This is a genomic window from Ruania alba, assembly GCF_900105765.1.
Classification (GTDB): domain Bacteria; phylum Actinomycetota; class Actinomycetes; order Actinomycetales; family Beutenbergiaceae; genus Ruania; species Ruania alba.
In genome coordinates, this window is the sequence record NZ_FNTX01000001.1 from 1,879,313 (window position 1) to 1,904,911 (window position 25,599).

The following is a 25,599-nucleotide window of genomic DNA, read 5'->3' on the forward strand; positions in this document are numbered from 1 at the left end:
GAGTGGCGTCGCGCGATTCTTGTATACAGCAATGACATAGACGTCAGAAGGAGACAACGACGTGCTCAGTCACATCAGGCCCGCATCACGCGGCGGCACGAGCAAGTTCAGTCCCTCGTCCCGAGATCTCTCCCGGCGCCGTTTCCTCGGCGCTGCCGGTGCAGCAACGACGGCGTCGGTGCTCGCCGGATGCGCTCAGGATGCTGACGACGGGCGTCCCGTGGTCACGGTGTGGGGCGGGTTCGAGTCGATGAATGCCGATCTCATCGCGCATTTCAATGCCACCCAGGACGTCAGGATCCGGTGGGTCGACAACGGCTGGAACCTTGGGCAGTACTACCAGAAGTTCATGACGACCATGCATGCCGGTACCGGTGCACCCGACGTGTTCATGACCGACCTGAGCCTCGTCCCGCACTTCGTGGTGCAGGACTACGTGCTCGACCTCGGACCGTACGGTGCTGCGGAGGACGCCGAGGACTACGACCCGTCCGTGTGGACACAGTTGTCCGAGGACGAGCAGGTGTTCGCCATCCCGGTCGACGCGGGTCCGCTCACCTTCTTCCACCAGGCGGACCGGTTGGAAGAGGCCGGCATCGATGTACCCACGGACTGGGACTCGTTCGCTGCCGCCGCCGATCGCGTCCGGACGGCCGACGACGACGCGTATCTCGCCGTCGCCGGTCCCTCCTCCTGGTTCGCCGCACTGATCGCTCAGGCGGGTGGCACCTTCTTCTCCTACGATCTGACCGATCCGACCAGTCTCGGCATCACCGTCGACACCGAGCCCGCCAATCGGGTGATGGAGTTCTGGGGCCAGCTCCTCGACAACGACCTGGTCGATTCGACGCCGATGTTCACCACGGAGATGGACGCGCGACTGATCCGCGGCGGCTACTGGGGGCTGGTGTCGGCGAGCTGGTACAGCTGGCAGATCGAGTCGAAGGCCACCTCGACAGCCGGCGCCTGGCGAGTGGCCGGGATCCCTCAGTGGGATTCTGGCACGCCGCGCTCGGGCAACTGGGGCGGATCCGGATACGCGGTCAGTCGCACCACCGAGCACCCGGAAGCCGCGGCCCACGTCGCGCGGACCCTGTTCGGCGGCGACCCGACCGCATGGGACATGGCGCTGTGGACAGCCCGGCTCTTCCCGACCCGGCTTGGCCCACGAGACTCCGCCGAGTTCCGGGAGCGTCCCGCCGACTTCTACGGCGGACAAGCCGTCAACGACGTCTACGTCGACTCCAGCCGAGCCGCCACGATTCCGGACTACTCCCCGTTCGACCGGTATTTCACGGACATCTTCGACCAGATGATCTTCCAGGCGATGCACGGTGAGCTCGGCTGGTCCGACGTGATGGCAGCCACCCGTGACCGCATGGTCTCCTACGCCCGAGAGCAGGCTTTCGATGTCTACTGATGCACTCCTGCACCGCCGCTCGCGGCCCGTGCCGACGCACCGCCGCAGCAGGTCGACCGCGGCTCAGCACCGGGCCGGATGGCTGTTCGTGGCACCGTTCGCACTCCTGCTGCTGGTGCTCATCGTGATCCCGTTGCTCTGGGCGGTGCGGATGAGCCTGTTCACCGACACCCTCGCGCGTGGGGAGCAGTTCACCGGGCTCACCAACTTCGCGATGGTCCTGCGCGACCCGGAGTTCCTCGGCAGCGTCGGTCGCATCCTCCTGCTCGGAGCAGTCCAGGTGCCCGTCACGCTCGGACTGGCGATGTTCGCCGCCCTCCTTCTGGACCATTTCACGGGGAAGTACCCGAAGCTGTACCGGCTCGCGTTGTTCCTGCCCTACGCCGTTCCCGGGGTCGTCGCGGTACTGATGTGGGGGTACCTGTACAGCCCCACTTTCGGCCCCTTGCAGACCAACGTGCTGACGCCGTCGACGGGCCTGGCAGCCATCGGCAACGTGCTGGTCTGGAGCGCGACGGGCTTCATGATGATCATCATCCACTCGGCCCTGCAGGGAGTGCCGCAGGAGATCTACCAGGCGGCACGCGTGGACGGTGCAGGACCCGTGCGGCTCGCGATCTGGATCAAGATCCCGATGATCGCGCCCTCGCTCGTGCTGACCGGCCTCCTCGCGGTCTTCGGGGCGATGCAGCTCTTCACCGAACCGGACATTCTCAGCGCCCAGGCCCCAGACGTGTTCGTGCCCGCGTACACACCGAACACCTACGCCCACAACCTGGCCTTCTCCTATGCCCAGTTCAACTACGCGGCGGCGGTCTCCTTCACGATCGGCTTCCTCGTGTTCATCGCCTCCTTCATCCTGCTCCGACTCACCCGAAAGCGAAGTGGTCTGTCATGACCGTCATGACCAGCACGCCCACACACGCGCCGACACGCCACGACGCACCGGCACGGACCCGAACAGTCCCACCCACGCGGAGCACCATGGGCCTGTGGCTCGTGATGGGGTTGATGATGGCGTACTACCTGCTGCCGATCTGGTGGCTGGTGGTCAACGCCACGAAGTCGAACGCCGACCTGTACTCCTCCGCGGCCCTGTGGTTCGGCGCGGAGAACTCCCTGATCGAGAACGTGGTCGCCACGTTTACCGAGGACGGTGGCGCGTACAGCCGGTGGCTCCTGAACACCGTCCTCTACACCACCGGAGGAGGTCTGGGGGCACTGGCCGTCTCGGCCCTGGCCGGCTACGGCTTCGCCAAGTACGACTTCCCCGGGAAGAAGGTGCTCTTTGCCGCCCTGCTCGGCGTGATGATGATCCCGCTCACGGCCTTGGTCATTCCGCAGTACCTGCTGATGTCCGGGATCGGCTTCGTCAACACCCCGTGGGCGGTGATCATCCCGTCGATGCTCAATCCGTTCGCGGTCTACCTCATCCGCGTCTTCGCGCAGGACGCCGTTCCGGACGAGTTGCTCGAGGTTGCGCGGCTCGACGGGGCCGGGGAGTTCCGGGCGTTCCGCTCGATCGCCCTGCACATCCTCAGGCCCGCGCTCGCCACGGTCCTCATCTTCGCGCTGGTGGCCATCTGGAACAACTACTTCCTCCCGCTCCTGATGCTCTCCGACAGCGACCTCTACCCGATCACGGTGGGTCTGGCTGACTGGTACGCGCGTGCCGAGGCGACCGCGGGCGCCACCACTCTGCTGTTCAACCTCGTGATCACCGGCTCGCTCATCGCACTCCTACCGCTCGTGGCGGCCTTCCTGGCGTTGCAGCGGTACTGGGTGGGCGGCCTGACGCTCGGAAGCGTGCGGTAACCAGTGAGTAAGGTGAGCGGCGTGCCAGCGCCCGAGCAGACGCCCACCGGTGAACCGGCCCCCGCTGCCGGCACGATCGATCAGAGCCAGAGCGATCGGCTGTGCCGAGAGTTGCGGAACCGGATCATCACGGGCGTCTATCCGCAGGGCTCCCGGCTCCCCGAGCATCGACTGGCCGCCGATCTCGACGTGTCCCGGATCCCGCTGCGTGAAGTACTTCCGCGAATTGAGGCCGAGGGGTTGATCACCACCCTGCCACGCCGGAGTGCGGTCGTCGCCACCTGGACGCTCGAGGGAGTCCACCACCTGTTCGAGGCACGGCTGGCGATCGAGGTGGCAGCGGCCTCGTATGCGGCCCGGTCGACCGCGGACGGCGTGTCCCTGGAGAACCTGGAGGACGCCCTGCGGTCCTCCGAGATCCAGATGCGGCGGCGTGACGAGCTCGGGTTCGCCCAGGCGAACGCGAGTTTCCACGCTGCCCTGGTGGAGGCGTCACGCAATCCACTGATGACAAAGCTGATGGGCTCGTTGACGAGCCGGATGACGTGGCTGTTCCTGCTCACCTCGCAGCGTGACCATCAGACGGCCTGCCGGGAGCACCATGAGCTGATCGAGGCGATCAGCTCGGGGAACGAGCGGCTGGCGGAAGCGGCCACGTATGCGCACATCGAGGCCGGACGAGCGCCCACGATCGAGGCGATGCGGACCCTGGTTCCGCACTGATCATCGGAGCGTCGCCCGCGCACGGCCCGACGGCGTCACTACAGTGGCGAGCGGAATCATCCGTGCGCACATGGGGGTGCAAGCATGAATGCGATCGTGCTGCTCGTCGTCGGTCTGGCCATCTTCGCCGGCGGTTACTTCGTCTACGGGCGGTACCTGAGCCGCCGGGTGCTGCAACTGGATCGGGGGTTCGCCACGCCCGCGCACACCCAGTCCGACGGCGTCGACTTCGTGCCCACGAACAAGTTCGTCCTCTGGGGGCACCACTTCACCTCGGTGGCCGGCGCCGCCCCGATCGTGGGGCCTGCGGTCGCAGTGATCTGGGGCTGGCTGCCCGCGTTCCTGTGGGTGACGATCGGCACCGTGTTCTTCGCCGGGATGCACGACCTGGGGTCCCTGTGGGCGTCGGCGCGCAACGACGGCAAGTCGATGGGCTCGCTCTCGGAGCGATACATCGGGAGGCGCGGAGCGAACCTGTTCCTGGTGGTGATCTTCCTGCTGCTCCTCATGGTGATCGCCGCGTTCGCGGTGGTGATCAAGAACCTGCTGATCTCCACCCCGAGCGCGGTGATCCCGGCGTGGGGCGCGATCCCGGTCGCGCTGCTGGTGGGAGTGGCCATCTACCGGATGAAATGGAACCTGATCGCGGTCACGATCGGCGGGGTGGCCGCCCTGTATTCGCTGATCCTGCTCGGCGACCGGTTCCCGGTGGTGCTACCGGAGCAGATCCTCGGCATGAGCCCGGCGACGTTCTGGATCATCGCGCTGTTCCTCTACGCCGGAATCGCCTCGCTGCTGCCGGTGTGGGTATTGCTGCAGCCGCGCGACTACATCAACGGGGTGCAGCTCTTCGTGGGGCTGGGGATCCTGTTCACCTCCGTGCTGCTCGGCGCCCCGCAAGTGGTGGCTCCGGCGTGGAACTCCGCGGTGCCGGAAGGCACACCCAGCCTCGTGCCGCTGCTGTTCGTGACCATCGCGTGCGGAGCGATCTCCGGATTCCACGGGATGGTCTCCTCCGGAACGTCCTCCAAGCAGCTCGACAGCGAGCCGGATGCCCGCTTCGTGGGCTACTTCGGTGCGGTCGGTGAGGGCATGCTCGCGCTCGGCGCGATCATCGCCGCCACGGCCGGCTTCCGGACCCTGGCGGAGTGGGAAGAGGTCTACAGCGCCTTCAACGAGGGCGGGGTGGCCGCCTTCGTGCAAGGTGGCGGCACCCTGGTCAACGCCGGACTCGGCCTGCCGGTCTCCCTGAGCTCGACCGTGCTGGCCACGATGGCGGTGCTGTTCGCCGCTACCACGATGGACACCGGGGTGCGGCTGCTGCGGTTCGTGATCCAGGAGGTCGGCGAGGTGGCCGGCGTCAAGGTGAACAACATCCTCGGCACCGTGCTCGTGGTGGTGATCGCCGTGGCGCTGGTGTTCAGCCAGGGCGCCGACGGGTCCGGCGGACTGACGATCTGGCCACTGTTCGGCACCACGAACCAGCTGCTCGCCTCGCTCACTCTCTCGATCATCGCGATCATGCTGATCCGCAAGCGCAGCAACCCGTGGCCCGCGCTGATCCCGCTGGGGATCGTGTTCGTGATGGCGTTCTATGCCGCGATCGTGCAGGTGGGCACCTTCGTCACCGACCAGAACTGGCTGTTGCTGGCCCTGGACCTGGTGATCATCGTGGCCACCGTGCTGGTCGGGATCGAGGCAGTGCAGGGGATGCGCCGTGCGAAGAATGCCCCGCCCGACGGCGAAGGTCACCCAGGCGAGGACGCCTCCGTCGAGGAGGCTGGCAGCAGGCCGACACAGACCCCCTGACCCAGGCTCCGAGCCACATCGGCCTGGCTACATCCCGTCTTCGGTGCGCCCGGTAAAGGCCGCGTCGGCAGTGAGACCGCGGCACATCCGGAAGGAGCGTGCGCGATCATCCCGTCATCATGTATACGATACGGAACGTGCCGTATCGCAATGCTGAACCCCACACCTCCTCCCGCCGGCAGGGACGCCCACGCGACGATGCCCGCGAGGCCGAGATTCTCACGGCGGTGAACGAACTGCTCGCCGAGCGCGGTTACGAGGGCCTCACGTTCGAGGCGACCGCCCGCCGGGTCGGCGCGTCGAAGGCCACGCTGTACCGGCGGTGGGCGTCCAAGCGGGAGATGGTGGTCGCCGCGCTGCGGGCCGGCCCCGCGCGACGCGACGGTCCGGACGCGATCGACACGGGCTCGCTGCGCGGTGACCTGCTCGCCCTGTGCGCCCGGTTGCTGGCCACGATGCACGCGAGCGATGGTCAGACCGCACTGATGCTGCTGCAGGCAGGTCTCGAGGACCCAGAGCTGTGCGACGCCATCGAGCAGTCCGTCGGACCGACCGGTGCGCGGCTTCCCGCCTCGGTGATCGAGGCTGCCGTCGCCCGCGGTGAACTGCCTGCGGGTGTCGACCCGTTCGTCTTCGAGGAGGTCACCGGTTCGGCCCTGCTGCTACGCCGGCTGAACGGGCTGGCCACCGACCAGCCCTACCTCGAGGCGCTTGTTGATTCCGTCCTGATCCCTGCCCTGCAGGCCACTCCGGCCCCCTCAGGAACCCTTCCCGCCGGCATCTTCTCCGGACACCCGGCCCCAGCCTCCGCACACTGACCCAAGGAGTACTGCACCGATGCCCATGATCGAGAACTTCCACTACCACCGACTGCCCGGCGAGGATGGCGTCGAACTGAACGTCGCCGTCGGCGGGAGCGGCCCCGCCGTCATACTCCTGCACGGCTTCCCACAGACGCACGTGATGTGGCGCGAGGTCGGACGCCGCCTCACGGACGAGCACACCGTGATCATCCCCGACCTACGCGGCTACGGCGCCAGTGACAAGCCCGCCGAGGATGGGCCGCACACCTACTCCAAGCGCACGATGGCACGTGACATCCTGGCCGTGGCGCAGCGCCTGGGGCACGACCGGTTCGGCCTGGTGGGGCACGACCGTGGTGCCCTGGTGGGCGTCCGCGCTGGGTTGGATCATCCGGAGACGGTGCGCTACCTCGGCATCTTGGACGTGCTGCCGACCCTCGACACCTGGGACGTGCTGCACGGCGTGGATGCGAAGGTGGCCTGGCACCTGTACCTGATGGCCCAACCTGCCGACCTGCCGGAGCGGATGATCGGGGCGGTGGCCGAGGACTTCTTCGCCTCCTTCCTCGACGCCTGGGACAACGGCGGCACCTTCTCCCCCGAGATGCGCCGGCACTACCTGGACAGTTCCGTAGCCGCGGTGCCGTCCATCGTGGCGGACTACCGCGCCACCGCCGGCATCGATGTGGAGATGGACCGAGCGGACCGCGCCGCTGGCGCGCAGCTGCCGATGCCGGTGGGAGTGATCTCGCAGGACTGGGGGTCCGTGCTCGGCTTCGACGCTGCCGCCCTGTGGCGGGACTGGGCGGCGGACCTGACCTTCGAGCCGATCGACGCCGGGCATTTCATGGCCGAGGAGAAGCCGGAGGAGATCACCCGGTTTGTCCGGCAACTGGCGGCACGCGGATCAGCGGACCAGACCTGATACCGAGGACGACGTCGGATGAGCCTGTCCTCGATCACTCGCCCGCCTTCATTCGATCGGAACGTGACAGCTCATCGCCACCCGTCCTGACGAGCGATGGAGCCGGTCACATCCCGGCGATACCGGCCGGGTGAACGCCCGGTGTGCTTCTTGAACACCGCACCCATGTACTCAGCGTGCTTGAACTCCAACCGCTCGGCGATCCGGGTGAGCGTCCAGTCGGTGGAGGTCAACAGCTCGGCCACCCGGTTCATCCGCACCCGCAGGATCTCGGTGTGCACCGTGCGCCCGACTTGCCTGACGAACCGCAGATCCAGCGCGCGGCGGGAGAGTCCCACCTCCCGCAGCACCTCCGGCACGGTGACGTTCACGTCCGCGTGGTCTCGGATGTAGCGCAAGGCGTGAGCGACGAGTTCGTCGTCCACCGAGAGCAAGTCGGAGGACTGCCGGGCGACCACGCGGACCGGCGGGATCAGGCGCAGGCCCGGCTCGACGTGCTCGCCGGTCATCATCCGGTCGAGCAGCTCGGCGGCCAGGTATCCCGTGCGGCGAGTGTCCGGCTCGATGCTGGACAGTGCCGGGGACGAGAGTGTGCCGAGCAGTTCGTCGTTGTCGACGCCGATCACTGCTATCTCGTCGGGCACGGCGAGGTCGGCAACCTTGCACGCCTCCAGCACTTCATGCCCGGCGATGTCGTAGCAGGCGAGCACACCGACCGGCTTGGGAAGATCGGTCAGCCAGCGGGCGAGTCGATCCCGGTCGGTGGCGCGTGTGCCGGTGGGGCGCATCGTGAACTCGTGCGCGGGTGAGCCGTGCCGGTCGGCGTGCTCGGCGAACCCGCTCCCCCGTTTGATCGACCACCCGTACCGCGGATCGCCGCAGAAGGCGAAGTTGGTGATGCCTCGCTCGGCGAAGTGCTCCACCGCCCAGCGCGCGATGTGGTCATCGTCGGTCTCGGCTCCGGGCAGTTCGGGCAGCAGGCGCCCAGCGCTCAGGTCCACCGTGGGCAGACCGAGCCGGCGGATGAAAGTGGCAGTCTCCGGATTCTCGATCCGGGCCAGTACCCCATGCCCGTGCCAGCCTTCGAGCCAAGAGAAGTCGGTATCGAGCCGGGAGTGCTCCACCAGGTAGAGCGACCAATCCCGGTGCGCGGCGACGTACTCGTGCACCCCGCGCAACAGCCCGCGCGCGTAGGCGTTGGAGGTCTCCACGAGCAGCGCGACGTGCGTGGAGCGGGCGTCATCGACCATGTAAAAATTCTACGGAACGCTGCGTAATCACGCATGGTCTTGCCACAGACGGCTGCCTAACGTGGATGTCAGGAGGTCAACAACGACGACGTATCACCTTCCTTGATCACATCGGTCGGGCCCCCGTGCCGGCCGAGAAGCAGCCAGACCGACGCGCCGATGCGGTCGCGTTCGGCCTGGTGATTCTCCAGCAATCCCAGGAGCAAACCACGATGAGCTCACTCACCGAGGAGAGGCGGCGCGCACCAGCGCCCGCGCTCCGACCATCCTCACCACCACAGTCACGCAGACGGCGAGCAGTCGCGCCCTATCTTTTCCTCAGCCCCTGGTTGATCGGCCTACTCGTATTCGTGATGGGCCCCATGGCGGCCTCGCTGTACCTATCCATGACCGACTACAACTTCCTCCAGGACCCGAACTTCATCGGACTGGACAACTTCGTGCGAATGTTCACGAGCGATCCGCGCTACCTCAGCTCGGTCGTGGTCACCGCCACCTACGTGCTCGTCTCGGTCCCGCTACAGTTGATCTTCGCCTTGGCACTGGCGATGCTGCTGGACCGAGCGATCGCCGGAATCGCCATCTACCGCGCGGTCTTCTACCTGCCCTCGCTCATCGGAACCAGTGTCGCGGTCGCCGTGCTGTGGCGGACCGTATTCGGTAGCGATGGGCTCGTGAACGCCGCACTCGGTGCCATCGGCATCGATACCACCCACAGTTGGGTCGGCAACCCGGATACCGCCTTGATGACAATCATCGCGCTGAACGTGTGGACCTTCGGCTCGCCCATGATCATCTTTCTCGCGGGCCTGCGTCAGATCCCACGCTCGTACTACGAAGCGGCCGAAGTCGATGGTGCCGGGCATGTTCGACGGTTTCTCAGCATCACGATCCCTCTCTTGACACCGATTGTGTTCTTCAACTTCATCCTGCAGACGATCTACGCCTTTCAGGCTTTCGTTCCCGCCTACATCGTCAGTAACGGTCAAGGCGGCCCCGCGGATTCGACCTTATTCTACACGCTGTACCTCTACCAGCAGGGATTCGCCAACTTCGACATGGGATATGCCTCCGCGATGGCCTGGGTGCTGCTGGTGGTCATCGCCGCAATCACCGGAATCAACTTCCTACTTTCCCGATACTGGGTCTTCTATGCGGATGGTGACCGATGAGCGCCGAGGCCGCAGTCACTACCCGCACCAAGCCGCCGATGCGTCGAGTCGCGATGCACCTGCTCTTGATCGCGCTCGCCATCGGGATGCTCTACCCGCTGCTGTGGATGCTGGTCAGCTCCCTGCGCGAGAACGAGAATATCTTCACCAGCGCCGGACTGGCGCTGACCGACGCGACACTCGACAATTACGTTCGCGGCTGGGATGCCCAGCAGAACTCCTTCGCGATCTATTTCCGGAACAGCTTCATCGTCACCGGCTCGGTGATTCTGGGGAACCTGATCGCCTGTTCCCTGACCGCGTTCGCGTTCGCACGGATGAGGTTCCGGCTCAAGGCGCTCTTCATGGGTGTCATGCTCGTCACCATCATGCTTCCCGAGCACGTCACGATTGTTCCCCAGTACATTCTGTTCTCGGAGCTCGGCTGGCTGAACACCTTCCTTCCTCTGACGGTTCCGAAATTCTTCGCGACCGACCCGTTCTTCATCTTCCTGATGGTGCAGTTCATGCGCGGCATTCCCCGTGACATCGATGAGGCAGCCTCCATCGACGGGTGTGGGCCGTTCCAGATCTACTGGCGGATCATGCTGCCCTTGGTGGTTCCGGCCCTGGCCACCACCGCGATTTTCTCCTTCATCTGGACCTGGAACGACTTCTTCCGTCCACTGGTCTTCCTGACCGACAACGATCTGTTCACCGTGCCGCTGGCGATCCGACTCTTCGTCGACCTCGGCGGCACTGACTGGGGAGCCCTGTTCGCCATGTCCGTTTTGTCCCTCGTCCCGATATTCGTCTTCTTCGTGTTCGGGCAGCGGTACCTGATCCGTGGCATCGCCACGACGGGGCTCAAGTGAGCGCCGAGCGGGTGCGGGTGGCCGTCATCGGTGCGGGCTCCTTCGCGCAGTCCCATCTCGCCGCTTACGCCCACCTGGACCGCGCCGAAGTCGCGTGGATCTGCGACCCCGACCGCGATGCTGCCCACGCTGCAGCCAAACGGTGGGGAGTACCGCGGATCGCGCCCGACCTCGACACCATCCTGGCCGACGACGATGTCCATCTGGTTGATCTCGTCACACCTGTGGCGCTGCATGCACCTCAGGCGATCCAGGTGCTCGACGCGGGACGTTTCGTCCTCTGTGAGAAGCCCATGGCGCTGGGTTTGGAGGAAGCCACCGAGGTCGCCGACGCGGACCGAGCCTCCACTGGCAACCTGATGGTGAAGTACCACCAGCGCTTCGACCCGGTTCACGAGCGTGTCCGTGACGGGCTCGCTGAGCAACTCTGGGGTGCCGGTCTGGTTGCACACATCGAGATCCTCGGCGACCACCTCGCTGCCCTGCGCTCCCCACACCACTGGCGCGGCAATCCGGCCATGACCGGAGGCGGGTGCCTGTTCGAGTCGGGCTCGCACCTGATCGACCTGGCGCACTTCTGGTTCGGACCCTCACGCCGAGTGACCGCGACGGCTAACCAGCTCGCTGCCGGCAATCCCGAGAAGGGTGAGGACACCGCGACAATGATGGTCGAGTTCGACTCGGGCACGATGATGACGCTGGTCGGATTCTGGGGTGCCCCGGGATGGGACTGGCGCAAGGAGATCTTCACCTCCGAGCAGATCCGCCTCTCGATCGAGACTGGTAGCGACAACGTGCTCCGGCGACGGGACAGCCGCGGCGGCAACCAGGTTGTTGCTGTGGAAGAGAACTGGTTCGACCGGTCGGTCACCCGCTCGATCGCACACGCGCTCGACTGTGCTGCCGGGGACGCTCGGCCACTCGTGACGGTAGAGGACTCGCTGCAGTCGATGCGCACGCTGGATGCGGCGTACCGGTCCATCGCGGAAGGGCGCTCCATTGAGTTGGCATGACAAGACCGTCGCGGAGATGCTCGGCCGGCCAGCAGGATTGCCCAGACGGACAGCAGAGCCCACACCCCTCGCTGAACGCGTCATGGACGCGCTTCGGACGGTGAGCCTGTTGGCGGGCCTCAGCCTCGTCATGATCGTGCTCACACTCCCCCTGGTCTCCGCCGTACCCGCACTCGGAGCCGGTTCGCGGCTCCTGCTCAAGGCCTCACAAGGCCGGGTCTCCGGGCTCTGGCGAGAGCTTCCGGGAGACGTCCGCCGTGCGTTGCCCACCACGTGGTTCCTCGGTCCGGCAAGCGTGGCCGTGGGAGCGATCAGCGTGCTCAACCTCGCGTTCCTGGCTGGTCAGGCGACGCTGGCGGCGGGAGCCTTCTACGCCGTCAATGTCTCGGCGCTGCTGATCGCTGTGTGGTGGCTGGCTGCGTGCGTTCACGAGCTGGCTGAGGATCCCGAGGTTGCGCGTGCCGAACTGGTCAGACGTGCGACGAGCAGAGCCACGCGTTTCGGTCTCTGGCACGTTGCCGTGCTGCTGGGGGCGGCGCTCACCGTGGCGCTCGTGATCTACGTCCCGCTCGTCGGCGTGATCTTCGGCCCCGGCCTCGCCCTGTATCTGGGTCGTGTGGCCGCCCCACGGCCCACGACCTCCCTTCGACCCTGCAGAGGTGACTTGTAACGATGCTTGACGTCGCATTCCTGGGTGTGACCCACCCCCATGCGGACGCGTGGGCCAGCGCGGCTCATGAGGACCCCCGCACGCGGATCACCCGTGTCTACGATCCCGACCCCACCGCCGCGCGGAGTTTCGCGGAGAAGTACGCCGCCGAGAGTGTCCGCAGCGCCGACGAGGCGCTGCGCGGAACCGGCGCGGCGGTAGTAGACGGGCGTAACGATGAAGCGCCCCGTTTCGCAGAGATCGCGATCGGCGCGGGAGTGCCGGTCTTCATCGAGAAGACCGGCGCTCGGACCTCCGCGCGGCTGGCCGAGGTTGCCGACCGCGCCTCGCGTGCTGGTGTCCTCACGCAGATGGGCTACTTCATGCGCTACTCCGATTCCGTCGTGCGCACCCGCCAAGCACTTGAGGAAGGTGCGTTGGGCGACCTCTATCTGGCGCGTTTCCACGCCGCGATCCCGCACCAGGCCTGGACGAGCATGGCTCACTGGTTCAGCGACGCGAGCAACGTCGTGACGCCATTCATGGAGGCTGGCTGCCACCTGGTCGACGTCCTGCGGTTGCTCCTCGGTGAACCGCACGAGATCCGTGCCACCAGGGTTCGCCGGAGCGGGACACCCAGTCCCGGCGAGGACGCCCTGGCGGCGACGATGCGCTGTGCTGACACCGTGGTGACGATCGACTTCACCGCCCATGAGGCCGACCCATGGAACATCGGTTGGGGAGGCGACCTCTTCGGCGATGCGGCCACCCTGCGTTTCGGTGTCACACCGGCACGCACCTCGCTGGGCAGCGGTGGCCACGTGCCGGACGTGCACTCGCCCGTCGCCTTGGACGACCCGGACGCGATCCGCACACGCATGTCGGCCGAGAACGCTGAGCTGATGCGGCGGGGCATGAGCGCTTTCATCGATGCGGTCGACAGTGACTCCCCCTCCCCGGTGGACGCCGAGTCGGGAGCAGCGACCCTGCGCCTGATCGAAGACGCGCTCAAGGCCTGCGACCTCCCGGCCGTGCGACCTGAGCCCTTCCCAGCAGCCTGACCTGCCCCGCACACCTGACCCATCCCTACGACCTGACCCATCCCACCCCAGAGCCGGCTGCGACGACGCAGCCGTCACACGAAAGGACACATCATGGTCAGCAGAAGGACCTTCCTGCGTACCTCCGGCATCGCGCTTGGCGCCGCGACCGTCGGCGCTACCTCGGCCTGTGGTCAAGGCGGCGGTAGTAACAGTGTCGAGAACGACGACGCACCCAAGGACATGCGGTTTGCCTGGTGGGGCCACGAGGAGATGAACCGCACCACCAACGAAGCGATCGAGCTCTACAACAGTCGCCACGAGAACGTCACTATCACCCCGGAAAATGCCTCCTGGGATGACTTCTGGGATCGGATGGCCACCCAGATCGCAGGCGACAACGGTGCGGACGCCTTCCAGATGTCGAACCAGATGCTTGTCGACTACGCCGAGCGTGGCGCACTGCTCGATCTCGAGGAGTACATCGGCGACCCCATCGAGATCAGCGACTGGAACAGCGACCTGCAGAACTACGGAATTATCGACGGCATCCGTGCAGGCGTACCGATGAGTACCGACGCCTTCACGATTCTCGCCGACCGAGAGGTGATCCAGGATCTAGGTCTGGAGATTCCCGACGGCGCGTGGACGTGGGACGACGTCTCCGAGCTCGCGAACAGCATTCGCGAGGCCTCCGGTGAGAAGCTGTGGGGCATCAAGGACGGCAGCGGGATGTACGAGGTCTTCGAACCCTGGGTTCGTGGCCGTGGACTGAGCTTCTTCGACACGGAGGCTTCCCCCACCACGCTGGGCTTCAACAAGGACGACCTGCGCGAGTTTTGGCAGTGGTGGGCTGACATGCGCGCCAGTGGAGCTTGCGTTCCGCCCAACGTGTCCGCCGAGGACACCGGTCACGAGACCAGCCCGATCATCACCGGCGTCGCTCCCCTGTATTTCACCACGAGCAGCGAGCTCACCGGTGTGCGTGCCCTCACTCCGTCGCAGATTCAGGCATTGCCGATGCCGGACACGGAGGGCGGGAGCAAGCGGGCCAACTTCGTCCGCCCGAACCTGTTCATGTCGGCATGGGCTGGGACCGCTTACCCGATGGAGTGCTCTCGGTTCATGCAGTTCTGGATCAACGACCCCGAGGCGGTCGAGGTGATCGGGAACTCCCGCGGCGTGCCACCGAGCCCGAGCTCGGCGGAGCTGGTGCAGGAGGATGCCGGCGAGGACGGCCTCCTCACCCCGTCGGACTACCTGGCGCTCATCACCGAGATCGGCGACCCGATGGACTCGCTGACACCCCGCGCCGGTCGGGAGGTCTATCAGTTGCTCTCGCGCACCGCTGAGGAGTTGCGCTTCGAACAGACCGACATCCCGGCCGCGGTGGACAGCTTCTTCGACCAGGCCGCTTCACTTCTCGCCTGATACCCCTACCCCGAAAACAAGGAGAACCATGCGTTTCAGCAACAAGGTCGCCGTCGTCACCGGCGGCGGTGCCGGCATCGGCCGGCAGACTGTCAACATCCTGGCCGCTGAGGGGGCCAGTGTGGTGGTCGCCGATCTCGACGGACGGCTCGCGGAGGAGGCGAGCCAGGAGGCCGTCCGCCTCGGAGCCCCGGATGCCGCGTCCATCCAACTCGACATCGCCTCGGAGGAAGCCAACATCGCGCTGGCCGAGCTGTGCGCCTCACGCTTCGGTGGCGTGGACGTCCTGGTCAACAACGCCGCAGCGCGGGTCTGGGGACCGGTGACCGAAGCGACCGTCGACTCGTGGCGATGGATCACGGAGGTCAACCTCATCGGCGTGGGGCTGACGTGCAAGCACATCATCCCGCTGATGGCGGGGCGTGCGGGTTCGGTCGTCAGCGTCTCCTCCGCCAACGGCATCACCGGCCGGGCGGGAATGGCTCAGTACGACGCCACCAAGGCCGGAGTACTGGCACTCACCCGCTCGATGGCGTGCGACCACGCCGACGCCGGGGTCCGGGTCAACGCCATCCTCCCCGGGCCCACGTTGACGGACTTCCACAAGAATCGCGCCGCCGAGGCCGGCAAGGAGATCGACCTTGCCGTGATGACCCCGCACGAAGGCGGCCCCGGTATCCAACGCCGTCAGGGGCGTCCAGAGGAGATTGGCCACGCGATCGCCTTCCTGGCCAGCGACCACGCGTCCTACATCACGGGCGCCTGCCTGGCCGTGGATGGCGGTCTGACCGCGCTCTCCGGACGTCTCGGGTGAGCCGGACGGGAACAGTCAGCACACAGGAGGAACAATCATGACGGTGAATGTGGCCCTGGTGGGGCTCGGATTCGGGGCCGAGTTCGTGCCCATCTACCAGGCGCATCCGGACGCCGAGCTCGTGGCGATCTGCCAGCGCGATCGCGGCAACCTCGATGCGACCGGAGAGCGCTTCGCTCTCGAGCGGCGGTACACCTCCTACGAGGAACTGCTCACCGATCCGGACGTCGATGCGGTGCACATCAACACGCCCATCCCGCTGCACGCCGACCAGAGCGTGGCGGCTCTGGAAGCCGGGAAGCACGTGGCGTGCACTGTACCGATGGCTACCTCCATCGAGGACTGTGCACGCATCGTTGCTGCGGCCCGGGCCAGCGGCCGGACCTACATGATGATGGAGACGGTCGTGTACTCGCGGGAGTTCCTGCATGTGAAGCATCTGCTGGAGAGCGGTCAGCTCGGGCGACTGCAGTTCCTGCGGGGCGCCCATCACCAGGACATGACCGGGTGGCCGGACTACTGGGAGGGCCTACCACCGATGCATTACGCGACCCACGCGGTCTCTCCGCTGCTGGCCCTGGCCGGGAAGCGGGCCGAGACGGTCTCCTGTGTGGGCTCGGGGGCGATACCGGAGCATCTGCAGGGCCGGTACGGGTCACCGTTCGCGGTGGAATCCGCGCACATCACGTTGGCCGGCAGCGACCTGACGGCGGAGGTGTCGCGGTCACTGTTCTCCACCGCGCGCGAATATGTGGAGAGCTTCGACGTCTACGGCTCGCAGACCTCCTTCGAGTGGGCACAGACCGAGGGCGGTCAGCCGGTCCTCTTCCACGGGGAGAACGCCGAACGCATCACGGTGCCCGACTATGCTCACCTGCTGCCGCAGGAGATCCAGTCGTTCACCACCCGTGGTGTCTACGACGCCGAGAACGGTCACCTCTCCTTCGCCCAGGGAGGCGGGCATGGGGGCTCTCACCCGCACCTCGCTCACGAGTTCGTGCGCAGCATCGTCGAAGGTCGGGCCCCGTCGGTCGACGTCGACACTGCGGCGAACTGGACCAGCGTGGGCCTGCGAGCGCACGAGTCGGCGATGCAGGGCGGGCGGCCGGTCGAAGTTCCGCAGTTCTGACCGCCGGCACCCGGCGGGTGGAGAGTTCAATCGCCGGGTGCTTGCTCGTTCTGCCCCCTTCAGCGAGCCTGCAAGGCTAGCGATGTAGGTGCCTGGCTGGTCCACCATGCATGGTGGACCAGCCAGGTCCCACCGAGGTGTACGAAGCCTCCCTGCTCGTGTCGGCGCATCTGATTCGGGTGCTTCACAGAGTGGCCACACAGGCGTCCGCCGACCGTCATCCATACAGCTCAGCGCCGTAGGAGAGCGTCCGATTGACGCCGATACGACTACCCCTGCGCGTCCCACGCCCGCAACGACACCACCCGGGCATGTGGGGCACCGTTCGTGCCGGTGACCACGAGCCGAAGTCCAGTGGCAGTCACAGGTGTGGCCAGCCGGTGGCGCCGGTGCCGCACCCGGTTGGCAGTGATCTCGGCGATCACCACACGCGTCCCCGCCTCGTCGACCGCCTCGATCCGGTAGTCACGCACGAGTGTCGGCAGCACGTCGAAGGGGGTCCGATGGTGGTGGAGGTTGATGAGGTCCTCATCCAGGTCGTCGTCGAAGATCACGGCCACCTCCCCGATCGTGACGGACTGATCCCAGCGCAGCTCCAACTGTGGCTCGGGGTCGACGGTGAGTGGCTGTGAGACCCACATCTGGGGACCCGCCCACGGCCGCGCATATCCCCCGATCGCTTTGTCCGCGGAGTACGCGTGCGTCGCGGGCGTGAGCCGCAGACATGGCGCGTTCCGGCGCAGCACCTGCTTCCATGCGCGCCACTGCTCGGTGTAAGGCTCTGCCTGAGAGAGCTCGCGGTAGGTCAGCGCGACAACACCCGGGAACGGGCCCGGTGACGTGTGCACACTGAGATGCGGGTTGGCGTGCACCACCAGGAAGGCGTTCTGCGGCGTGTCCGGATCCCAGCGCACCGGTACGTCGACCCATTGCGCCGCTCCGGCGCGGACATGTACAGATGCGCCGACGACCTTCTGGTGCGGCACGTAGTTCTGGGGTCGGCTCACCTCGTGCACATCGATCACCAGCTCGGTGTCCTGGTCTGCATCGATCAGCAGCTCGACACCTTCCAGAGCTGGATCCACGGGGACCACCACACCCAGAGCGGAGCTCAGCGCCCATCGACCGGCCGATTCGCTCCCACCGAGCGCGGTGAGGTGTGAGCTCGCCGCCGCCCGGGCGGTCACGGCGAGGTCGGCAGGGTCGTCATGCCGCACCCCCAGCACCGAGGCGTCGGCCCGCACCAGGGTGCGTCGTACGTCGTGGATGTGCTCCGTCGCAAGCTCGCGCGGGGTGCATCCGCGCCGCGTGCTCAGCGCCGCACCGATCCCGGCCGCCTCGCCGATCACACCGCAGGTGGCCATCACTCGGGTACTGCCGAATGCCACGTGTGTGGCCGAGATGTTGCGGCCTGCCATCCACATGTTGGAGACGTTCCGCGAGTACAGCGATCGCAACGGGATGTGATAGTTCCCGTCCGGATGCCAGTGTCGCGACCCTTTCTCGGTGGCGTACATGCCCCCTGGCGGGTGCAGGTCGATCGACCACCCCCCGAAGGCCACCCGGTCCTCGAACGGTGTCTGGCCCAGCACGTCGTGCTGCGTGAGCACATGGTCACCGAGGAACCGCCGGTACTCACGCTTCCCTGGCACGGCGCCGATCCATTCGAGCGTGAGGTTGTCGGCATCGAACTTGCCGGAGTTCTTCAGGTAGTCCCAGATCCCGTAGATGGCCGCCTGCAGCTCGTCGCGGATCTCCTCGTTGTTCGCGACGACGTCACGGTCGCCGCCCCACTCGATCCACCAGTAGTCGCACCCGTTGGCTCCCTCGTGGATGTCGCGGAGAGTGGGGATGGAAGTCTCGGTGATGTCCCGAGCGAACGACGGCGGCACGTACTTCACCGGGTAGCCGACGTCCTTGACATAGAACAAGATCGTCGAGCCCAACGTCTCGGCGTCGGCGGACTCGGGCGCCCACGATTCCTGATACTCCGCACGGGACTCCCGGCCGGTCCGGTACTGCGCACCGGCGAGGAACCCGACAATGCCGTCGCCGCTGGCATCGATGTACGTCGTCGAACGGAACTGCAGTCGCCGCTCGGACCCCATCTGCCACCCTGAGACCGACCTGATCCGGCGATCCTCGCTCGGGCCGTCGGCATCGACCTCCCGGACGTCGGTGTTCAGGAACAGCTCGATCCCTGGTTCAGCGCGCACGGCTTCGAGCAGCACCAGGTCCCAGTAGTACGGATTGCCCTCGGGGTTGGTGAACTGGTTCTCGACGAACAGTTCGCCCATGATCCCGGTCTCGCGTGCATAATGCTGGACCCCGTGCGCGGTGGCGCCGCACACCCAGACCCGGACCTCGCTGGAGGAGTTCCCTCCCAGCACGGGTCGGTTCTGGACCAGGGCGACCCGCATCCCTTGCCGTGCGGCGGCAAGTGCCGCACAAACCCCGGCCAGCCCGCCACCGACCACGGTGATGTCGCTGTGCACGGTTTCTAGCGGAATGAGGTCAACGTCGTGGGACGTCACGTGTTATCGATCTCCATCAGCAGTAGGAATCTTGTCGAACAGGCTCGCTGCCAACCCGAGGCCACCTGGCACGCGTTGGGCGACGAGCACCCAGAGCAGCGAGGTCGTCAAGGTGTCGCTGGCGCGCCCGGCGAAGAAGTCGGTCCATGTCAGCCCCTCCCGGATCCCGGTGAAGATGCTGATCTCTGAGCGGTCGGCGAGTACCGAGTCCGGGTCGCCGGTGATGGCCACGGTGTGCGCGGAGTTCTGCTGCGCACGGTCACAGAAGTCGAGTCCGACCTTGTCGTTTCCGCTGCGGGAGAGAATGAGCGCCACGTCACCGGGGCCCATCATGCTGGCCAGTACCTGTGAGGTGACGGCACCGTCGTGGAACCAGACCGGCAGACCGATCCGGAGAAGCCGCATGTACAGCTCGGACACGGCCACCGAGTCCGCCCACTCGCCGTGCAGGTGGATGCGCCGAGCGGAAGCGATCCAGTCCGCGGCCTGCACCACCAGATCGACGTCGATGGCGCCCATAGCCGTACGCGCCGCGCGCTGCTGGTTGGCAGCCAGGACCTCCAAGACGGCCTTCGGACCGTCTTCGGGCAGGATCTCGTCACCGATGTCCCGGTGCCAGCCCGCTTCCATCTCGCGCCCGTGCTCGGTGGCGATCGCGGCGCGCATGGCGGGAAACCCGGCGAAGCCGAGATAGGCCGCCAATCGGCTCAGACTCGCGGGGGAAACATCGGCCGACCGTGCCAGACCGGTGATGGAGGACTCGCCGACCTCACCAGGATGGTCGACGATGTACTGCGCGCTCCGGGCCATCGTCCGTTTCAGTCGCGGTAGCGCCTCTCGAAGAGCGTGCAAGGGGCTTGGCCCATAGTCGACATCCGCGACATGCTGATCGTCCGCACTCTCCGTACCCTCCCGATCTGTCACGTACCTACTCCTTCTTGCCTCGATGTTCCAGTGAGCCACACACCATCAGGAGATCAATCCGTTCACCGCTTCGCCAGCCGCTCGCATGCCTTCCTCGGGCGTCTGGTTGCCGAGCAGCACTGCCTGGACACTGTCGGCAACCGCGGTCTCCATCTGCGCGTAGGCGGTGAACTCCCAGAAGGGGCTGGGTGTGGCGGTGGCCGTGATGCTCTCGGTGAAGGCGGAGAGGAACTCGTCCTCCTGCACGTCCGAACTCTCGAGCCCTTCCATCGTCGCGGGAGGGTTGCTCGATGCTCCGAAGTAGCCGAGGATCGCCTCCGGGTCCGAGGTGAGCCACTGCGCGAACTCGGCCCCTGAGGTGGACTCCTCGCCGTCGGTCACGACGAGAATGTGTCCCCACGCCAGTGCTTGCGGGACATCGCCGTCGTCGTGCACCGGGCGCGCCAGCGGGATCATCTTCGACCGAATCTCGGCGTCCGGTGAGTTGGTCACCACGATCGCCGAGCCGATCGGCGCATCGTCGTAGTAGGCCGTGCGCCCCTGGCTGAAGAGGTTGCGCGCCGCGCTGCGCTCGATGTCAGGAGCGATGAGACCGTCGGTGTAGAGCTTCTTGTACCAGGTCATCGCCTCGATGGAGGCCTCGTCACCCACCGTGCAGCGCCCGTCCTCGACCACGGCCGATCCGAAGGTTTGCATCCAGACGATGAAGTCCTTCAGCTGGGCGACCTCGGTGGAGGCCGCGTACGGGACGATGTCGCTGCCCAGGCTCTTCACCTCCCGCAGCACCTCCTCGAACTCCGTCAGCGTGCTCGGTACGAAGTCGACGCCGGCCTGCTCCAGGAGTTCGGAGTTCCCGATCAGTCCGATCGCCGCCGTACTCCACGGGATCCCGTACTGCACACCATCGAACTGGCCCGTCCCCAAGGACGCGTCGGTGTAGCCGACGTCGCTGGTGTACGCGGACAGATCCACCAGCGTGCCAGTGGCAACCATGGGCGCCAGCCAGGCGATGTCCAGGTGAGCGACGCCGGAAAGCTCGCCGCCACGGCTCTGCAGGATCATCTGGTTCAGAGCCTCGTTGTAGGCATAGCTCGACGCGTTGATGCTGATGCCCTCGTCGGAGGCGTAGTCCGCTACCGTCTGCTCCAGCCACTCCTTCGGCGGGTCCTCAGACAATGCGAACGAGGTGAAGGTGAAGTCCTGGCCGCCCTCACCCGAGGGCTCGCCGGCCTCCCCGGGCTCCGTACCTTCGCCGTCGGAGCAGGCCGTCAGGCCCAACCCGCCAAGGCCGAGAGCACCGCCGAGGCCGAGCAGGTTCCGGCGGCTCAGCCCCGTGGCAACAGGACGGCGGTGGTTCGTGCTGGTCATGCGGTTCATCTGCGATCTCCTTCGTGACATGCGTGGTCGCTCATCGGCGTTGATGGTGGACGGGGAGCTGTTATCCCTTGACGGCGCCGGCAGTAATACCGCCGACCAGGTGGCGTTGGAGCGCGACGAAGGCCACCGCCACGGGCAGCGCGACGAGGACGGAGGCGGCCATGAGCTCAGGCCAGTCGGTCGCGGCTTCACCGATGTAGCGGTTGACCAGGGCCGGTGGGAGTGTCTGGCGCTCCGGTCCGGTCAGCGTCAGGGCGAAGATGAAGTCGTTCCAGCCACGCATGAACGCGAACAGTCCGGATGCCACCAACCCCGGCGCAGCCAGGGGAAGCACGATCGCGTGCAGCGTGCGCCAGTTGGACGCACCGTCGATCTTGGACGCCTCGATGATGTCGTCGGGGAGGTTGTCGAAGAACCCTTTGAGCATCCACACGCACAGGGGCAAGGTGAACGTGGTGAACGAGATGATCAGGACGAAGTAGGTGTTGAGGAGCCCGAACGTCGAGAAGACCCCGTAGAGCGTCACCAGCAGCAGTGCCGAGGGCAACATCTGGCTGGACAGGACGAAGTACAGCAGGGTGCGCCGCCCGCGGTAGCGGAACTTCGAGATGGAGTAGCCCATGTACATCGAGGTCACGACGCTGAGCACGGCAGTGATCACCGAGACGATCACGGAGTTCGCCAGCCAACCGAAGATCTCCGGATCGGTGAAGACACTGCGATAGTTGTCGAAGGTGACCGACTCCGGGAAGAAGGTCACGGGGTAGCGGTACACGAGGCTGTCCGGGGTGATCGAGGTGATCAGCAACCAGTACACGGGGGCGAAGGCGAACAGCCCGAAACCCACGACGGCGGCCCACGGCCCCAGTGGAAACCTGCGCCTTCTCGTGTGCGTACGTGCCACGGCCTGCCGGCGCGGTGCCAATGGCGTTTCGGTTCCCACGGCCATCAGTTCGCCTCTTTGCGCTCGGAGAATCGGATGTAGAAGACCACGAGCACCAGCAGGACGAGCATCCACAAGATCCCGATCGCGCCCGCCTGCCCGAGGTCGTAGGAGCGGAACGCCGAATCGTAGAGGGCGGTGGCCAAGGTCTGGGTGGTCTGTGCTGGCCCGCCGCCGGTCATCACGAAGATCAGATCGAAGTGCTGGAAGTTCCAGATGAACTCGAGCAGGATGATGATCCCGGCGACGCCACTGATGTGCGGCCAGGTCACGGTCCAGAACCGGCGCACCTTCCCCGCACCGTCGAGCGAGGCCGCTTCGTGCAGGTCCTCCGGAACGGTCTGCAGGGCGGCGAGGAGCATCACCATGATCCAGGGGAACGCGTTCCAGGACTTCGCCACGATCAGCGCGCCCCGGGCGGTGGCGGTGTCGAAGAGCCAGGCACGCGGCTCATCGATCAGCGACAACTGCTCGAGCAGGCCGTTGAGTGCGCCATAGCTGGCATCGAAGATCCACATCCACAGGAACGAGACGACGACGGCGGGCAGGAGCCATGGGAACAGGAAGGCGCCGCGCAGGATGCTGCGCCCGGGCAGGCGTGCGTTCAGGGCGAGGGCTACCCCCAACCCCACGACGAACGGGAGGACCGTCGCGCCGACGGTGAAGATCCCGGTCTGCCACAACAGCCGGAGGAAGTCGTCTCCAAGTGCGGCCTGGATGTTGGCCAGGCCGACGAACTCCCTGCCTGGGTAGAGCAGACTCTCACTGAAGAAGGCTGAGCTCAGCGAGCGCACCAGCGGGTACAGCACCACGGCGAGCAGCATCGCCACACCGGGCAGGATCAACAGCCACGCGAACCGCAGATCGCTGATCCGGCGAGCGGACCGCTGAGGCTCGTGGGCAGTCGATCCGGATGCGTCTCGCCGCTGCGGTCGCACCTTGTTCGTCATGGTCATGATCCATGCCCCGGGCGGGCCCGCTCCATAGCGATCTCCTTCGATCCGACGGCGTTTCGGAAGCGATTATCGCTTTAGTGATCTCAGTACAACCAGACCGAGAATCTTCTTCGTTCTCGCGACCTGAGAATGCCCGCGTCCACCCGATCCAGACCGCACACCCCGAAGGCGGCTCGGTGACGGCGGGGCTACGGTACGGCTATGGCGTCCAGCATCTACGCAGCCATGGGCGGCGCCTATGCCGTCCGATCCCTCGCGCAGGCGTGGCACCGCCGGTGCCTGGCCGACCCGATCCTCGCCCACGCCTTCCATGCCGGTGTCCATCCCGAGCACACCGACCGGCTCGCCGCCTACTGGGCCGAACAGCTGGGCGGCCCTGCCGAGTACACCGCTCATCTGGGCACCTACGCCGAGGTGATCGCCAAGCATTCGGGAAACGGCCCGCATGAGCAGATGGATGGCCGTGCGGTGGCCGCATTCACCCTGGCGCTCGACGATGCCGCGATCCCGAACGATCCGGACCTGCGGTTCCAGCTCATCGCGTGGTTCACCTGGGCCACCGCGATGCTGAACCATCGTTGGTCCGACCCGGAGGACATCCCCGCGGATCTCTCGCTGCCGCACTGGGGCTGGGAGGGCACTCAGGGCTGGTAGGTCAGCCGCAGTGAACACGTGGCGGCAGGGGAACTCTCGTCAGTCCTTACCTCACCCGCGCCGGCAGGTGAGCAGGAAGCCGGGCAGGCGCAGATCTGCCCCCTGCCAGTGGGCACGTACCTCGATAGTGCCGACGGCGCAGCTCACCCAGTGCGGGGAAAGGAACCATTCGCGCAGGCTCGCCTCGGTCAGGTCCCACCCCTCGTCCGCCTCGGCAGAGACGGCGAGGACTGCCACGAGGGCACCAGGGCCGCAGATCTCGGCGAGCTGGGTGACGTAGGCATCCCGCTCCTGCTCATCGAGCACGTGCAGCAGTCCGCAGTCGATCACGGTCCTGGGTCGAACGCCCAGATCGGTCAGGTGCAATGCGTCACCGACCTGGAAGTCGACGTCGACTCCCCGTGTGGTCGCCTTGGCTGTGGCGTGCTCGATCGCCGGTGCGGAGCCGTCCACGCCGATCACCTGGTGGCCACGACCGGCGAGAAGCAGTGCCAGCTCCCCGGTGCCACACCCGACGTCCAGCACGGGATCGTCGATCGGCGTGCGATCGAGGAATGCCACAAGGGCCGGTTGCGCCTCGCCGATATCCCAGGGTGGCGGCGTCGGCGCGGCATACTCCGCGTCCCAGTCGTGTTCGTGGGCCATTCGCCCACCCTTTCACCCGGTCATGACACTCGCCAGGGCGCTCCCCCGGAAGGATCACACGCACTGCGGCAGGCTGAGTGTCAGGGACACTGGTGCTCATGGTGGAGAAGAGCCTCTGGGCACAGAAGGTCGAGCAGGACCCGCAGCACTCGCACTGGTATGTCCAGCGCTTCAAGAACATGGCCGCCGAGGGTGCCGACCTGCACGGCGAGGCTCGGATGATCGATGCGATGCTGCCGCGCGGGGCGCGGGTGCTCGATGCCGGCTGCGGACCGGGCCGTCTGGGCGGTGAGCTCGCGCGCCGCGGGCACACCGTCGTCGGCGTGGACGTCGACCCGGTGCTGATCGATGCCGCCCAGGCCGAGTTCGGCGACTGCACCTGGCTGTTGCAGGACCTCGCCGAGCTGGACCTGGCTGGGGCGGGCGTGCGTGAGCCGTTCGATGTCGTGGTCGCCGCGGGGAATGTGATGGCTTTCCTCGCGCCGAGCACCAGGCGGGCCGTGGTGGCCAACCTCGCTGGTGCGCTCGCGCCGGAGGGTCGACTCGTGGTGGGGTTCGGCGCGGGCCGGGGCTATGCGGTCGAGGAGTTCGTCGCCGACGCCCACTCAGCCGGGCTCACCGAGGACGTCCGGCTCGCCACCTGGGACCTGCGACCCTGGACCCCCGACGCCGGCTTCCTGGTCGCGATCCTGCGCACCGCATAACGCGGCAATACCCCG

At 66.4% G+C, this 25,599-nt stretch carries 24 protein-coding genes; 17 read left to right on the forward strand and 7 right to left on the reverse strand.

What is annotated here, in order from left to right; genetic code table 11:
• Window positions 1-61 precede the first annotated feature (61 nt).
• From BLU77_RS08650 to BLU77_RS08680, 7 genes are all read left to right on the forward strand, one after another.
• Window positions 62-1,420 (forward strand): ABC transporter substrate-binding protein, encoded by a 1,359-nt coding sequence (locus BLU77_RS08650; RefSeq protein ID WP_139177685.1) that lies wholly within the window; start codon window positions 62-64, stop codon window positions 1,418-1,420.
• Window positions 1,410-2,318, forward strand: a complete 909-nt coding sequence (locus BLU77_RS08655) for a carbohydrate ABC transporter permease (RefSeq protein ID WP_089772564.1) — start codon at window positions 1,410-1,412, stop codon at window positions 2,316-2,318. The genes BLU77_RS08650 and BLU77_RS08655 overlap by 11 nt, the downstream gene beginning before the upstream one ends.
• Window positions 2,319-2,404: 86 nt before the next feature.
• Entirely contained in the window at window positions 2,405-3,235 is an 831-nt protein-coding gene (locus BLU77_RS08660) for a carbohydrate ABC transporter permease (RefSeq protein ID WP_245708732.1), read from the forward strand.
• Window positions 3,236-3,256: 21 nt separating this feature from the next.
• On the forward strand, window positions 3,257-3,958 hold the full coding sequence (locus BLU77_RS08665; RefSeq protein WP_175476996.1) for a GntR family transcriptional regulator: 702 nt from the start codon (window positions 3,257-3,259) through the stop codon (window positions 3,956-3,958).
• A gap of 84 nt (window positions 3,959-4,042) precedes the next feature.
• Window positions 4,043-5,767, forward strand: coding sequence for a carbon starvation CstA family protein (locus BLU77_RS08670; RefSeq protein WP_089772567.1), 1,725 nt, complete (start codon window positions 4,043-4,045; stop codon window positions 5,765-5,767).
• A gap of 137 nt (window positions 5,768-5,904) precedes the next feature.
• Window positions 5,905-6,585: a TetR/AcrR family transcriptional regulator gene (locus BLU77_RS08675; protein WP_245708733.1), complete on the forward strand. Its 681-nt coding sequence runs from the start codon at window positions 5,905-5,907 to the stop codon at window positions 6,583-6,585.
• A 19-nt stretch (window positions 6,586-6,604) separates the two neighbouring features.
• Entirely contained in the window at window positions 6,605-7,495 is an 891-nt protein-coding gene (locus tag BLU77_RS08680) for an alpha/beta fold hydrolase (protein ID WP_089772568.1), read from the forward strand.
• Between the two features lie 71 nt (window positions 7,496-7,566).
• Here BLU77_RS08680 and BLU77_RS08685 read toward each other — a convergent pair whose 3' ends face one another.
• A complete protein-coding gene (locus BLU77_RS08685) occupies window positions 7,567-8,745 on the reverse strand; it encodes a XylR family transcriptional regulator (protein ID WP_089772569.1) in 1,179 nt (392 codons plus the stop codon).
• Between the two features lie 212 nt (window positions 8,746-8,957).
• On the opposite strand from BLU77_RS08685, the gene BLU77_RS08690 reads away from it, so the two are divergent.
• The 8 genes from BLU77_RS08690 to BLU77_RS08725 all read left to right on the forward strand — a co-directional run bounded on the left by BLU77_RS08690 (window position 8,958) and on the right by BLU77_RS08725 (window position 16,847).
• Window positions 8,958-9,917 carry a carbohydrate ABC transporter permease gene (locus BLU77_RS08690; protein WP_089773088.1) on the forward strand — a complete coding sequence of 320 codons (960 nt, stop codon included), beginning with the start codon at window positions 8,958-8,960 and terminating at the stop codon, window positions 9,915-9,917.
• Window positions 9,914-10,771, forward strand: coding sequence for a carbohydrate ABC transporter permease (locus tag BLU77_RS08695; protein WP_089772570.1), 858 nt, complete (start codon window positions 9,914-9,916; stop codon window positions 10,769-10,771). Before BLU77_RS08690 ends, BLU77_RS08695 begins: the two co-directional genes overlap by 4 nt.
• Complete coding sequence (locus tag BLU77_RS08700) at window positions 10,768-11,784, forward strand: Gfo/Idh/MocA family protein (protein ID WP_089772571.1); 1,017 nt, start codon at window positions 10,768-10,770, stop codon at window positions 11,782-11,784. The genes BLU77_RS08695 and BLU77_RS08700 overlap by 4 nt, the downstream gene beginning before the upstream one ends.
• An 82-nt stretch (window positions 11,785-11,866) precedes the next feature.
• Window positions 11,867-12,454 carry a hypothetical protein gene (locus BLU77_RS08705; RefSeq protein WP_089772572.1) on the forward strand — a complete coding sequence of 196 codons (588 nt, stop codon included), beginning with the start codon at window positions 11,867-11,869 and terminating at the stop codon, window positions 12,452-12,454.
• Window positions 12,455-12,456: 2 nt separating this feature from the next.
• Window positions 12,457-13,494 carry a Gfo/Idh/MocA family protein gene (locus BLU77_RS08710; RefSeq protein ID WP_089772573.1) on the forward strand — a complete coding sequence of 346 codons (1,038 nt, stop codon included), beginning with the start codon at window positions 12,457-12,459 and terminating at the stop codon, window positions 13,492-13,494.
• Window positions 13,495-13,587: 93 nt separating this feature from the next.
• Window positions 13,588-14,904, forward strand: coding sequence for an ABC transporter substrate-binding protein (locus tag BLU77_RS08715; RefSeq protein WP_089772574.1), 1,317 nt, complete (start codon window positions 13,588-13,590; stop codon window positions 14,902-14,904).
• A 28-nt stretch (window positions 14,905-14,932) separates the two neighbouring features.
• Complete coding sequence (locus tag BLU77_RS08720; RefSeq protein WP_089772575.1) at window positions 14,933-15,718, forward strand: SDR family NAD(P)-dependent oxidoreductase; 786 nt, start codon at window positions 14,933-14,935, stop codon at window positions 15,716-15,718.
• A gap of 37 nt (window positions 15,719-15,755) precedes the next feature.
• Window positions 15,756-16,847, forward strand: a complete 1,092-nt coding sequence (locus BLU77_RS08725) for a Gfo/Idh/MocA family protein (RefSeq protein WP_089772576.1) — start codon at window positions 15,756-15,758, stop codon at window positions 16,845-16,847.
• Between the two features lie 269 nt (window positions 16,848-17,116).
• Here BLU77_RS08725 and BLU77_RS08730 read toward each other — a convergent pair whose 3' ends face one another.
• From BLU77_RS08730 to BLU77_RS08750, 5 genes are all read right to left on the reverse strand, one after another.
• Window positions 17,117-19,381 (reverse strand): FAD-dependent oxidoreductase, encoded by a 2,265-nt coding sequence (locus tag BLU77_RS08730; protein WP_245708735.1) that lies wholly within the window; start codon window positions 19,379-19,381, stop codon window positions 17,117-17,119.
• Between the two features lie 3 nt (window positions 19,382-19,384).
• Window positions 19,385-20,305 (reverse strand): MurR/RpiR family transcriptional regulator, encoded by a 921-nt coding sequence (locus BLU77_RS08735; protein ID WP_245708736.1) that lies wholly within the window; start codon window positions 20,303-20,305, stop codon window positions 19,385-19,387.
• Between the two features lie 45 nt (window positions 20,306-20,350).
• Window positions 20,351-21,682, reverse strand: a complete 1,332-nt coding sequence (locus tag BLU77_RS08740; protein WP_175476997.1) for an ABC transporter substrate-binding protein — start codon at window positions 21,680-21,682, stop codon at window positions 20,351-20,353.
• A gap of 61 nt (window positions 21,683-21,743) precedes the next feature.
• Complete coding sequence (locus BLU77_RS08745; RefSeq protein WP_089772579.1) at window positions 21,744-22,631, reverse strand: carbohydrate ABC transporter permease; 888 nt, start codon at window positions 22,629-22,631, stop codon at window positions 21,744-21,746.
• Window positions 22,631-23,575 (reverse strand): carbohydrate ABC transporter permease, encoded by a 945-nt coding sequence (locus BLU77_RS08750; protein ID WP_089773090.1) that lies wholly within the window; start codon window positions 23,573-23,575, stop codon window positions 22,631-22,633. Before BLU77_RS08750 ends, BLU77_RS08745 begins: the two co-directional genes overlap by 1 nt.
• Window positions 23,576-23,782: 207 nt before the next feature.
• On the opposite strand from BLU77_RS08750, the gene BLU77_RS08755 reads away from it, so the two are divergent.
• Window positions 23,783-24,235: a globin domain-containing protein gene (locus BLU77_RS08755; RefSeq protein ID WP_089772580.1), complete on the forward strand. Its 453-nt coding sequence runs from the start codon at window positions 23,783-23,785 to the stop codon at window positions 24,233-24,235.
• A gap of 51 nt (window positions 24,236-24,286) precedes the next feature.
• On the opposite strand, the gene BLU77_RS08760 is transcribed toward BLU77_RS08755, so the two are convergent.
• A complete protein-coding gene (locus tag BLU77_RS08760; protein ID WP_089772581.1) occupies window positions 24,287-24,880 on the reverse strand; it encodes a class I SAM-dependent methyltransferase in 594 nt (197 codons plus the stop codon).
• Between the two features lie 98 nt (window positions 24,881-24,978).
• On the opposite strand from BLU77_RS08760, the gene BLU77_RS08765 reads away from it, so the two are divergent.
• Complete coding sequence (locus BLU77_RS08765; RefSeq protein ID WP_089773091.1) at window positions 24,979-25,584, forward strand: class I SAM-dependent methyltransferase; 606 nt, start codon at window positions 24,979-24,981, stop codon at window positions 25,582-25,584.
• Window positions 25,585-25,599 lie beyond the last annotated feature (15 nt).